The sequence below is a fragment of the Corynebacterium pseudokroppenstedtii genome (assembly GCF_019754945.1).
GTDB lineage: Bacteria > Actinomycetota > Actinomycetes > Mycobacteriales > Mycobacteriaceae > Corynebacterium > Corynebacterium pseudokroppenstedtii.
Genome location: NZ_JAEUWU010000001.1, coordinates 221,593 through 234,304, shown reverse-complemented (window position 1 = coordinate 234,304; position 12,712 = coordinate 221,593). Strand labels below are relative to the sequence as shown.

Sequence of the window (12,712 nt, the reverse complement as noted above, 5' to 3'; positions counted from 1 at the left end):
GCTCGTCATATTTAGAACTATAAAGGCACAGACACGTCAGACCAACTAGGGCCACGAGAAATCACCGGAATTGCCCGATAATGGCGCACTATCACCCCCAAATGGTAAGGAACGTGCCAGAAAACGGGAGGACGGCGAGCCACGGGAGCAAAACCGCCACTCCTCTACCATCCCCGTGCTGATAGTTCACTGAGAATATTCACGGAGATCTGTGAGAAGATCATCCACATCGTGGCCAACCGCACAATCTGGTGACTAAGTTTAGGTCTATGCCGTTCAAGTTCTATTTGACTTCCATGTGGGAGTGGGTGGCCAACACCGGCCTATCCCTTGCCATCTTGATCTGTATCGCCATACTCATACCGCGCATCGGCCGACTTGTGGTCCGATGGGCGACGATCAAGATGAACGAGCACGAAGAACGGCGCGGAGAAATTGCCGACACCGAAGGCTACAAAGGTCGGCTAGCCATTCTCGGCGCACTGGTCTACATCGCAGAGGCCATCGCCTTCTTCTTCGTCGCCATCCGGATCCTTAAAGACTTCGGATTCTCAACGACCGGCGCGGCCGTTCCCGCAACCGTTGTTTCTGCCGCCGTTGCGTTTGGTGCGCAGAAAATCATCGCTGACTTCCTCGCCGGATTCTTCATCATTACCGAGCGGCAGTATGGCGTCGGTGACTGGGTCATCCTTCAAAACAAGAACGCCCCGGTGGAAGGAACAGTGACGGCTATTACCCTGCGCTCAACCACAGTACGGACACTCAACGGGCAAGAGGCAGTTGTGCCGAACTCCGTACCACTTGTTGCTGTCAATGCTTCCTCCGGATGGGCGAAGGCTCAGATAGACATCCCCGTTCCCCTCACCGCAGGTGATAGCACTGAAGACCTGAACGCACTCTTCGATGGCTGCGTGAACCGCACTTTGGCTAAGCCTGAGATCGCACGACTCGTCAGCGACGACGCCGATGCCGTGAGTATCCTGCCCGCGCTGGATCTGATTCCACCGACATCGACGGGTGTTCCGTGGAGTATCAAGTACCGCGTCCTCATTCGTGTTGAACCGGGACAGCAATGGACTGTGGAGCGTGCCCTTCGTTCAGCCGTCATGGATGAAATGTGGGCATCGTATTCCCGGTCAACCATTGAGAGCTTGCCGGGACTCACTCGGTCTTCCGGGCACTCGCATCATGCGCACGGTAATGGGGGTGACAACGGGCACCACGATGGACACAGTGGTGACGGTGCACATGCATCGACAACTTCCGACAAAGATGAGGCGACCAGCGGCGACAACACCCAGGCGTTGGATACAACACGCCGGTGGGCTACGACGCTGCAACGGGAAGAAGACGAGTTTGAAGGACGGCCAACGACGGAGGATGCGCAAGGGGCTGCTTCGTCAGAGACCGCCAATGGTGGCATCGGGAATGTCGGCCCTACTGCCAGTGGGAATGGCAGCGGCACGGCCAACGACTCGGAGACCGTCGTCTTCCCCTCGGCATCAGGCTCCACATCAGGCTCCACGGCGGAAACTCGGGTGTTTTCACCCGAGGACGACACCGCAGCTGCCGAACGTGCTGCCCAGGCGTCCGATCATGGGGTTAACCCGAGCGACCGGGGTACCAGCAGCGCCGATGTTTCAGACGCAACAACGTCGAAAAAGGCAGAAGACACCCGCACGTCGCTAGAAAAAGAAGCGGAAGATGCGCAGCAAAATGGGCTGTTCAGAAGGATTTCGTACGAGCGACGGATCCAACGGCTCTTCTCGATCGGCGGACGGTGCCGCGCATCAACCAGTGCCATTGTGCTGGTTCTCATCATCTTGGTGATTCTCCAAGGGCTCACCTATGACGGCGGCGACCGCGGCTCTGGAATACTGGCCCCCTCGTCGTTCCAATCGCGTTCGGACACGAAGGAATCGGACGACAAGTCGGAGAGCTCGGCTCCCACGACGCCGGAGTCGAACACCCATTCTGAGAATCCGACCACGGAGCGGGATAGCAATAGCGAGAACGGCAGCAATACTCCAACGACAACGCCGAATCGCACACAGCCCACGACGACTGCGCCGAATACGGATAACAACCGGAACCAGCAGAATTCCACGAATGGAAACCAAAATTCCGGCAATAACGGGAATGCGGGATCTAATTCCAATGGGGACAACTCCGATAACGGAGGGGCCAACCAACAGGACACTGACAGCAGCAACCAGGGCTCAGGGTCCGGCAACTCCAACAGTGGGAATGACAACTCCGGCCAGATGAATCTGAGCCACGGTCAAGGTGACAACAACACAGCATCTACAATGGCCCCATGAGTTCGACTCCGTCCGGCGAGCACACCCCAGGCTCTCACCCACGCCCACACCACGCACGACCAGGTCACGGTGCGGGCCGGCAGGCATCTCGCCCTGCGGCATCCTCACCCCGCACGCAGAAGGAAAAGATCAGGACAACGACGACCATCCGTCCCGACAGAATGAACCTCATTGGGGCGATCGTCATGTTCCTGATCTTCCTCATTTTCGTGGGCTATAAACCCGCCTACCTCTTCTGGGTGCTGACCTTCCCTATTCTTTTCGCCGTGTGGGTTCTCCGTGCTCGTACTGAGATTTCACCGACGGGTATTACCGCACGGTATCTTTTCCGCTCCAGCCGAACACTATCCTGGGATGACTTCTCCGGTATTCAGTTCAGCCGTGGCGGACGCGCTTATGCCGTGCCGAATGGGCCGAATCAGGAGACGAATGATCACGCTGCGGAGCGCGGACGTACCAGCCGCCCCAGGCAAAAGCGCGATACCATCGCATTACCTGGAGTGACGTTTAATAACCTTCCGAAGCTTGCCAAGGCCTCCGGCGGACTCATCCCTGACCCTGTTACGCCGGGGCGAAACCGCGACGATGACGAGTTGACCACCGTCAATCGCGACGGGTACGCCGTCGTTAAGACCCGCGAGGAGGCGACGAGGGAGCACAACGCGAAACTCATCGCCGCCGAGATGGAACGACGACGCGCAGCCCAGCACTCCACATCCGACGAAACCTCGGAGACAAGCCACCGCGACCAGTCAGACACACCGGAAAAACCTGACCAGGATTAGCAGCGGCGCCCGACCATTCCAGACATCACACTGTTGAGGAGCCAACCCCCATGATCCCCCTACGATCGTCGGTCACTACCCAAGGCCGCAACGCCGCTGGAGCTCGCGCGCTCTGGCGAGCTGCCGGCTTAAAAGATGGTGACTTTAACAAGCCCATCATCGCCATCGCGAACTCCTACACGCAGTTCGTTCCCGGTCATGTGCACCTCAAGGACGTCGGGGACATCGTCGCCGGTGCCATCCGTGAAGCAGGCGGTGTTCCTCGAGAGTTCAACACCATTGCCGTCGATGATGGAATCGCCATGGGCCACGGCGGGATGCTTTACTCACTCCCCTCACGCGAAATCATCTCCGATTCCGTGGAATATATGGTCAATGCGCACGCCGCAGACGCAATTGTCTGCATTTCCAACTGTGACAAGATCACGCCGGGAATGCTCAATGCGGCCATGCGGCTCAACATTCCCGCCATCTTCGTGTCCGGCGGCCCCATGGAGGCGGGAAAAGCTGTTGTCGTCGATGGGGTTGCGCATACTCCGACCGACCTCATTACAGCGATTTCGGCGTCGGCAAACGATAGTGTCGACGACCGGGGGCTCTCTATCGTCGAGAATTCGGCGTGCCCGACTTGTGGCTCGTGTTCGGGAATGTTTACAGCGAACTCCATGAACAGCTTGACGGAGGCGCTCGGGCTGTCACTCCCTGGTAACGGCTCTACACTGGCTACCCATGCAGCCCGGCGCGCGCTCTTTGAGAACGCTGGTCGGACGATCGTCGACATGTGCCAGCGTTATTACAACCACGATGACGATAGTGTTCTCCCGCGTAACGTCGCGAATAAGCATGCTTTTGATAACGCCATGACCCTTGATATGGCCATGGGTGGATCGACGAACACGGTTCTGCACATTCTTGCCGCGGCGCAAGAGGGCGACATCGATTTTGACCTTGCTGATATCGACCGTCTGTCCAGGGAAGTTCCTTGTCTGTCCAAGGTCGCGCCGAACTCGAACTACCACATGGAAGACGTCCATCGCGCGGGCGGGATCCCTGCGATTCTCGGCGAGCTTAACCGCGCGGGGCTCCTCCACGATGATGTGCACGCGGTGCATGCGCAGTCTCTGTCGGACTGGTTAGCGACCTGGGATATTCGTACCGATAACCCGACACAGATTGCGTTGGATTTATTCCATGCTGCCCCTGGCGGCGTGCGAACGACCGTCCCCTTCTCGACGGATAACAAGTGGGACGAACTTGATACGGACTCCGAAAACGGCTGCATCCGCGACGTGGACCACGCTTACACCGCTGATGGCGGGCTGGTTATTTTGCGCGGGAACCTCGCTGAGGACGGCGCCGTCATTAAGGCCGCCGGAATTGATGAGTCGCTGTGGCACTTCTCTGGGCCTGCTCACGTGTTGGAATCCCAAGAGGATGCCGTCAACGCCATTTTGAACAAGCAGATCAAGCCGGGCGAGGTCGTCGTCATTCGGTACGAAGGTCCCGCCGGTGGCCCGGGGATGCAAGAAATGCTCCACCCGACGGCATTCTTGAAGGGCGCTGGCCTGGGAACCCAGTGCGCACTGATCACGGATGGGCGGTTCTCTGGTGGTTCATCGGGAATTTCCGTTGGGCACATTTCTCCCGAGGCAGCACATGGTGGGCTGATTGGTCTTATTCACGACGGTGACACCGTTACTATCGACGTCCACAAACGCCAGCTCACCCTTGACGTGCCCGAGGATGTGTTGGCGGAGCGTCGGGAGAAGATGAATGCCTCTGAGCGCCCGTGGCGTCCGCTGAACCGTCAACGTCGGGTGAGCAAGGCGCTCCAGGCATATGCATCTATGGCTACCAGCGCTGATACTGGTGCGGTTCGGAAAGTCAACGACCGTCGGTAGTTACAGGTTTCGGGTTCGCCCTTGTGCAGAACCTGCACGGCCCCTCCGAGCTCAACCGCCATGGTTGAACGCGTGAGGAGCCGACTTATTTGGGTTAGTTGAATGGGTTTGACTGGGCGACGACGACCCACACCGCTGCCCCCGCGAGCAAACCGATAATCGTACTGAACCAGCCGCTCCCCAGCGGGCGTCGAGCCCAACCGCGAGTGGCATCCACTCCCCACCTTCCGGGACCGCTAAACGCTACGCCTATGGATAGCGCGGTGAGCAACAACCACACCTGTACGTGCGGAGCCAAGTTGAATGGTGAGAACGCGCCCGGCTGAAGGTCAATCGAGTACATCGCCATAAAGCTTGATACCGCAACCGCCATGCACGCACCCAGCGGGGCGAGTACGCCCAACACGAGGAACGCTCCGGCGGCAGTTTCGATGATCGGCACAGCCCAGGCGAGAAGCTCATTGCCCTTCATGAAGTAGAAGTCGTTGTGCAGTCCATCGACGCCAGAGCTGCCTCCTAGCTCGAAGAGAGTTCGGATACCGTAGAAGAGCAGCATCGCGCCCAGAGCCAGGCGAATGAGGAAGAGGCCGAAATCGGTGGTTCCTCGGCGCGGGTCCTCATCCTCGTAGATCTCGTCATCGACGTCGACGTCACCAGTGTTATCAATGGGGCGGTCGTCCTCCCCCAGTGGGACAGCGCCATCCCTGTATTCACCAGCGGCACCTTCACTCGCCATCACGCCGGCAGCCGCCCTGTCATTCTGGCGATCGTCGGCATAACGGCCCATATCGACGTGGTCGCGATCATAGGCACCTGACGTGGGCATATCGACGCGTGTCTCGTTGATCTGTTCATCAGGTCGATCGACGTATGTGTCGTGTGTTTCGTACCGCGGCGCGGATTGCGAAGACGCGCTCCTGTCTGCCGGGGTACGACTTGCTGAGGCAGGTTCTTCCTCATCCATGGTGGCCATATCTAAATCTGACACCGGAGCGTTAGCGAAAACGGCATCCTCGTCCGACGTTGACCGAGCACCAGGAATGTCCTCAGGCTGATCGAACAGCGGGTCGTGGTTTTTCGGTTCCTGAGGCTGCTCACGGGGTGTAATCACCTGTGGTGCAGCTCGCCCCGTCAAGGAATAAATGTCACGACGGCCCTGTGGACGCTGCTCAACCACCGTGAGTTCGTCAGCTGCAAAATCCTCATCAGATGGCGTTTCAGATTCTGCTTCACTACTAGAGACGTCGTGAGGTGCGTCGTGGGCCGTGTCGCGCTCAGATTCAGCGGCCCCGAGATCACCTGCGTGATCACCCCTAGGTTCGTCATTGCCCGCACGATCCTCCGACGCCGCAGAGCTAGCCGCAGGCTTAACAGACGGAGCTGCAGGCTTAACGGGGCGTGATCCGGCAACCGTCGGGATGCCGTCTAAATCATCCATTGCCTGAAGATCGTCTAAATTGCGCGAGTCACTTGCGTCGGAGGACCCGCGTGACTTGTCATCCCAGGGATCCAGACCGCGGTGATCTATCGCCCCATATGACAATGACGGTGCGGACTTCTCCTGCACCTCGTGGGACTCCCCTTCTGCCGACGCAGTTTCACGTACGGCGTCGGCGCTGGATCCCTTCGATGTGGACGTATCCGATGCGGGCACATCGATCTCGTCACGGGATTCGCGATCAGAGATGGGGGTATCAGCTGTAAGGTCACTAGATTTATTGCGGGACTTTCTTCCGAACATAACCCCACTTTAAAGGTGAACAGTGACACAACGCAGATAATTCACGTGGTGTGTCGATTAGTATCCACGCGACCAGTGCAAATAGTGTTTAGAGGAGTCCCGATTCTCAGCTAATCCGACGTCGACGCTGGCACACTTCCCGACCGGCCACCGGAGCTATCGGTCGATTTCCCGTCGGAGGTATCCCCATTCGTTCCAGTCTCCGAGGAGGATGATTCGCCTTGTGCGGACGTTCCCTCATTACCCGACGTGTTCCCGTCTGAAGAAGCGTCGTGTGAGTCATCATCTGACTCCTCATCGAGCTCTTTCCTGACAGCTTCCCGCAGCTCCGCGTTTTCAATGTTTGACGCCCTGACTAGGTGACGTAATTGCCGCCGCTGCTTTGAGGTGAAGCGCTTCTTCGGATTGTCACGGCGCTCGACTAATTCGCTAATTCGATCACGACGTTCGGCCTCGTCCTCAATGCGGGAATGCCCGCGGAACCAGGCAATCAACAGCACAATAATAAGGAAAACGCCCAGGTAACCTAAGGCCGGATATACCGTCGCAATTAGGGACTTGAACCCCAGGAAGCTCAAAACAAAGCCCGCCAATGTGACGCCGATGAAGATAATGCGGAATTTCTCGGGACGCTTGGAGGATAGCCGTCGCCCCAATGAATAAAACATTCCGATGGCGGTATTAAAGATCATGCCGTAAATAACCACAGCCATGACCCAACCAAGGCCACCGTTGATGTTATTCACCAGGGAAAGCATGGGTAATGCGTCATCTTTAACCGTCGCCGTGGAGCACAATAAAGCAACCGCTGAAATGGTGAGCAAAATACCGAAGGTAAGGCCACCGAAGAAGCCTCCCCAGCCCGCCTCACGCGGGTACAGGTGCGAACCACCGATAACAATCGCCATGGATACCGAAAGAATTAATGACAGGCCCACATAGTTCAGACTCGACAATGCGAAGTTCGGGAAGCTATTAGGAATTGATGAGGCTACCTCACTGAGATGACCCCATGAATCGCTGCGATCAACGAAGGAATAGATCGATGCAGCCACAACGAAAACGATGATAAAAGGTGTAATTCCACCAATGACGGCTGAAACTTTATCAACGTCTAACATGCCGGCCGCTAAAACGAGCACCAGCATGATGACCGAACCAGCCCACACTGGCCACCCCAGCTGCTGTTTAAGGTTCTCCCCCGCACCCGCGAACATCACGAAACCAATACAAAATAGGGTGGCAATAATGGCGAGATCGAGAAATTTCGATACCCAGGTGGGCAATGAGCCGGACAATACTTCATTGTGCTCATCAGCCATGTAATAGCTGCCCAGTTGGAGCACTGTGTACCCCGTTGCCGCCATAATGACCGCGGCAAGAATCGCACCCAGAATTCCCCACGTTCCATAGGACACGAAATACTGCTGGATCTCCTGGCCCGACGCGAAACCCGCACCAACAATTAATCCAACAAAGGACAACGCAATACTTATTGTGCGTTTAACCACTGATCTAACTTTCTATCTATTCCGAATCTAACGATCGATTGCTATTCCCGATGTCACTACTTCACCGGGGTACTCGACACCGTGGAACCTGAGCCAGTATCTCCCCCAGCACTAGTACCTTCCCCAGCGCTGTCCTTCGCATCCGGCTCATCGATCTCTTCAGGTTCGGGAGCCTCATCAGTCTTGGTATAACTCGTCACGTCGTCGCGAATAAGCTTCCGAAGTTCGTCATCGTCCAGGTTCGAATCCCCGATCAGGTGCCGGAGCCGGCGAGCCTGCTTCGACGTAAACCGCACATTCGGATCGAGCTTGCGCTCGGCAAGTTCACGCGCTTCTTGGCGACGGCCGCCTTCGTCATGCATCGCAGTCCGCCCACGGAACCACGCAATGAACAGCAACGCGATGAGCACGAACCCGACGTACCCCATGATCGGGTACACGCTGGACAGCAACGTTTTGAATCCGAAGAAGCTGACGGCAAAGCCAATCACGGTGACGACCGTAAACACGATCCGGAATTTCTCCGGGTGACGTGCTGTCAGACGACGCCCCAAGGAATAGAACAGGCCCAGGCAGGTGTTAAAGATCATCCCGTAAATGATCAAGGACATGATCACGCCTAAGGCTGGGTGAATGTGGTCAACCAGCGTCAGCATGGGCAGGTCGGACCCCTGAACGGTCTTGATCTTCAGGAAGAGCGACAGGGTGCTGATGATGAGCAACACACCGAAAATGATGCCTCCCACGAGCCCACCGAGGCCGGCTTCGCGCGGGTAGAGGTGAGAGCCACCAATAACGATGGCCATGGCCACGTTAACCATGAGGACCAAGCCAGCGTAGTTCAGGGCACTGATCCACCAATTCGGAAGATTGGTATCAACGTTCTGGGTGAGCGGTTCGAGGCTCGACAGGCTTCCGTCGGTGTGGGTGTATGCCCATATCGCTGCCCCGACGAGGGCAACCACGATGAACGGCGTGATGGCTCCGATCACTGTGCTGACGCGATCGGCATCAAGCATCCCCGCAGCCAACACGAGAACCAGGAGAATCGCGGACCCCACCCACGATGGAATTCCAAACTGCTGGTTGAGGTTGGATCCACCCCCGGCCAGCATGACGAAGCCCACGGAAAACAGTGTGAACACAATGCCGATATCCAGGATCCACGAAACCGTTTTCGTGCCAATGGTCCGTAAGACTCCGGCGTGTTCATCAGCTTGGAAGTAGCTTCCCAGCTGCAACACGATCATTCCGGCAGCGGACATCAAGACCGCTACGATAACGGCCCCCCAAATCCCCATTTTTCCGAAGGCCACGAAATACTGGAGCACTTCCTGACCAGATGAAAAGCCGGCGCCGACGATAAGGCCGACAACCGACATAGCAACAGCAATTGTTCTTTTGAACATCGAATCCTCAAGAAAGGGTTGATTAGCTTTCTATTGAGGAATCATACCGGCCGAGGCACCGCAACTAATAGTTAGTGCAACACCTTAACTGCATTTCTCCACGATAAGCTGCTGAACACGAGCCGGATCAGCCTTGCCCCGCGTAGCCTTCATCACGGCACCGACGATAGCGCCCGCCGCTTTCGTCTTGCCGCCCTTGATCTTCTCGACAATGTCCGGATTTGCCGCCAGAGCCTCGTCGACAGCCTTCTCCAAGGCACCGTCGTCGCGGACCACTTCAAGCCCACGATTCTTGACAACATTGTCGACGACGTCCTCGCTCTCGGGATCGTCGACGTTCTCCTTACCTTCGCCGGCAAGGACGCCATCGATGGCAGAACGGGCCAGCTTATTCGTCAGCTTCCCATCGGCGACGAGCTTCGCCACGCGAGCAACCTGACGAGGGCTAATGGTCAGCGCATCCAGCTCGACTTCCTGCTCATTCGCCTTCTGCGCAAGATAGGACACCCACCACGAGCGAGCCTCAGTTGGCGTAGCGCCGGCTTCGACAGTGTCAGCCACGAGATCCAAGGCGCCCGCGTTCACGAGGTCGCGGAGCTCCTCGTCGGAAAGCTTCCATTCCTTCTGAATCCGGGCACGACGTACCCACGGAAGCTCCGGCAACGTCGCACGGATTTCCTCCACCCATTCAGACGGAGCAACAACGGGCGGCAAATCAGGATCGTTGAAGTAGCGGTAATCCGCCATCGTTTCCTTCGGACGGCCCTTCGAGGTCGTGCCATCGGTCTCCTGATAGTGCCGTGTCTCCTGGACAATCTCGACGCCGTGCTTCAGGCACTGAGCCTGACGCTGCATCTCGAACCGCACAGCCTGTTCCACTGAACGCAGCGAATTGATGTTCTTCGTCTCCGTGCGGGTGCCGAATTCTTCCGTACCGATCGGCCGCAGAGACAGGTTCGAGTCAACACGCATCGAACCCTGGTCCATGCGGGCATCCGAAACTTTGAGGGCTTTCATCAGATCACGCACGGCTGTGACATACGCACGAGCAACTTCCGGCGCGCGCTCGCCTGCCCCCACGATGGGCTTGGTCACGATCTCGATCAGCGGCACACCAGCGCGGTTAGCGTCGACAAGAGACTTTGTAGCACCAGCGATGCGGCCACCTTGCCCACCGATGTGGGTCAATTTACAGGTGTCTTCCTCCATGTGGGCGCGCTCAATCTCCACGCGGAACGTCGAGCCATCGTCGAGCTGAACATCCAAATAACCGTCATACGCGATAGGCTCGTCGTACTGGCTGATCTGGTAATTCTTCGGCTGATCCGGGTAGAAATAATTCTTTCGCGCAAACCGCGACCGCTCGGCGATAGAGCAATTGAGGGCCAAACCAATTTTGATTGCCCATTCGACGCCCTTCTTGTTCACCACGGGCAGAGCACCCGGCAAACCTAAGCAGCACGGGTCGGCATGGGAATTAGGGGCATCACCGAACTCAACCGAGGACGACGAAAACATCTTCGATTTCGTCGCAAGCTCAACGTGAATTTCCATCCCCATAACGGGATCAAACTGCGCGACGACGTCGTCATAGTCCATAATATCGTCGGAATAATCCTGAATCGACTGAGCGGGAGAAGTCATAACCAACAGTGTAGCGCCAGAGTGTTCAACAACTTATAAAGGGACAATCGAGCGGGAACGCCTAGACGTCGTTGCGGTCGAGGATGTCGCGCAACACATCGTCGTCAATATTCGACTCGCCGATGAGGTGCCGGAGTTGGCGCTTCTGTTTAGAGGTGAACCGCTTGGTGGGATCCAACTTCCGCTCAGCCAACTCATGTAGCTTCCGACGTCGGTCCCCCTCTTCCTGAATCTGGATTCGCGATTTCCGCCACGAATAAACCAACACAATCATGAGGACGACACCGACATATCCCAAGATTGGGTAAACATTCGACACCAGCGTTTTGAACCCGAAGAAGCTGATCACGAAGGCAACCAAGGCTGTCACAACGAGCGTCGGGCGGAAGCGTTCCTCATGGTTTGCAGTCAACCGACGAGCCAGAGCGTAGAAAACGCCCAATGCTGTATTGAAGATCATGCCGTAAATGACAATCGACATGACCCAACCGAACGGGCCATTGAAATTCGATGCGAGGGCAAGCATCGGAAGATCCGCATCTTTGACCTCATCGATCTTCACATACAGCGAAAATGCGATGACGATCAGCAGGAATCCGAAGATCAGGCCTCCGAGGCCGCCACCAATTCCGGCCTGACGCGGATAAAAATAGGAACCGCCGATCACGATGGCCATGGACACACCACAAATAAGGTTGAAGCCCACGTAGTTGAGCGCGGAAATCCACCAGTTCGGCAGATTCGTATTGATGGTCGATGCGGAAGCGTCTAAGTGGTTGAAGTCGGGATGAATTCCGATCAACGTCACTAGCCCGACGATCGTAATGCAAACAATGATGAACGGAGTAATCGCCCCGATAATGGCCGAGACTTTAGAGACATCTAGCATCCCCGATAATAGGACGAGGACCAGCAGGATCGTCGCACCTACCCACGTCGGAAAGCCAAATTGCTGCTTCAGGTTTGAGCCCGCGCCCGCGAACATCACGAACCCTAGCGAAAACAGGGTGACCAAGATGCCGATGTCCAAAAAAATGGCCAGGAGCTTCGTCGCGGAGCTGTCAATGACTCGTTTGTGCTCTTGAGCTCGGTAATAGCTCCCTAGGACAAAGACTGACGTGCCGGCAATACTCATCAAAACCGCGGCGAGGACAACGCCCCACAAGCCCCAGCGCCCAAAAGCGACGAAAAACTGCAGCCCCTCCTGCCCCGAGGCTGTTCCCGCGCCAACGATCAGCCCCACAAAAGCTAAAGCGATCGAAAGCGTATTTCTGAACATGAGGGGTTCTCCTTGGAACAAAATCACCAGAGAGCCGGGACGGCTCGACTACCACCGGCAAAGGTTACTCGACTGCACGGACAAAAACCGCCATTTAACATGATCGCTTGCATTTGTAACA

8 protein-coding genes are annotated in these 12,712 nt (G+C 56.7%); 3 read left to right on the top strand and 5 right to left on the bottom strand.

The window, feature by feature from the left end:
• The first annotated feature begins 269 nt into the window (after positions 1-269).
• From JMN36_RS00990 to ilvD, 3 genes are read left to right on the top strand one after another with little or no spacing between them, the layout of a single operon-like run.
• Positions 270-2,321, top strand: a complete 2,052-nt coding sequence (locus JMN36_RS00990; RefSeq protein WP_221923682.1) for a mechanosensitive ion channel family protein — start codon at positions 270-272, stop codon at positions 2,319-2,321.
• Positions 2,318-3,106 (top strand): PH domain-containing protein, encoded by a 789-nt coding sequence (locus tag JMN36_RS00985; protein ID WP_221923681.1) that lies wholly within the window; start codon positions 2,318-2,320, stop codon positions 3,104-3,106. Before JMN36_RS00990 ends, JMN36_RS00985 begins: the two co-directional genes overlap by 4 nt.
• A gap of 50 nt (positions 3,107-3,156) precedes the next feature.
• Positions 3,157-5,007: a dihydroxy-acid dehydratase gene (gene ilvD / locus JMN36_RS00980; RefSeq protein WP_204087160.1), complete on the top strand. Its 1,851-nt coding sequence runs from the start codon at positions 3,157-3,159 to the stop codon at positions 5,005-5,007.
• A gap of 94 nt (positions 5,008-5,101) precedes the next feature.
• Here the strand turns inward: ilvD and JMN36_RS00975 are convergent, their stop codons facing one another.
• The 5 genes from JMN36_RS00975 to JMN36_RS00955 all read right to left on the bottom strand — a co-directional run bounded on the left by JMN36_RS00975 (position 5,102) and on the right by JMN36_RS00955 (position 12,591).
• Positions 5,102-6,748 (bottom strand): DoxX family membrane protein, encoded by a 1,647-nt coding sequence (locus JMN36_RS00975; RefSeq protein ID WP_221923680.1) that lies wholly within the window; start codon positions 6,746-6,748, stop codon positions 5,102-5,104.
• Positions 6,749-6,858: 110 nt separating this feature from the next.
• Positions 6,859-8,259 carry a YkvI family membrane protein gene (locus JMN36_RS00970; protein WP_221923679.1) on the bottom strand — a complete coding sequence of 467 codons (1,401 nt, stop codon included), beginning with the start codon at positions 8,257-8,259 and terminating at the stop codon, positions 6,859-6,861.
• A gap of 56 nt (positions 8,260-8,315) precedes the next feature.
• Positions 8,316-9,668 (bottom strand): YkvI family membrane protein, encoded by a 1,353-nt coding sequence (locus JMN36_RS00965; RefSeq protein ID WP_221923678.1) that lies wholly within the window; start codon positions 9,666-9,668, stop codon positions 8,316-8,318.
• Positions 9,669-9,752: 84 nt separating this feature from the next.
• Positions 9,753-11,312, bottom strand: coding sequence for an Asp-tRNA(Asn)/Glu-tRNA(Gln) amidotransferase subunit GatB (gatB, locus tag JMN36_RS00960; RefSeq protein WP_204087164.1), 1,560 nt, complete (start codon positions 11,310-11,312; stop codon positions 9,753-9,755).
• A 61-nt stretch (positions 11,313-11,373) separates the two neighbouring features.
• A complete protein-coding gene (locus JMN36_RS00955) occupies positions 11,374-12,591 on the bottom strand; it encodes a YkvI family membrane protein (protein ID WP_221923677.1) in 1,218 nt (405 codons plus the stop codon).
• Positions 12,592-12,712: the final 121 nt, after the last annotated feature.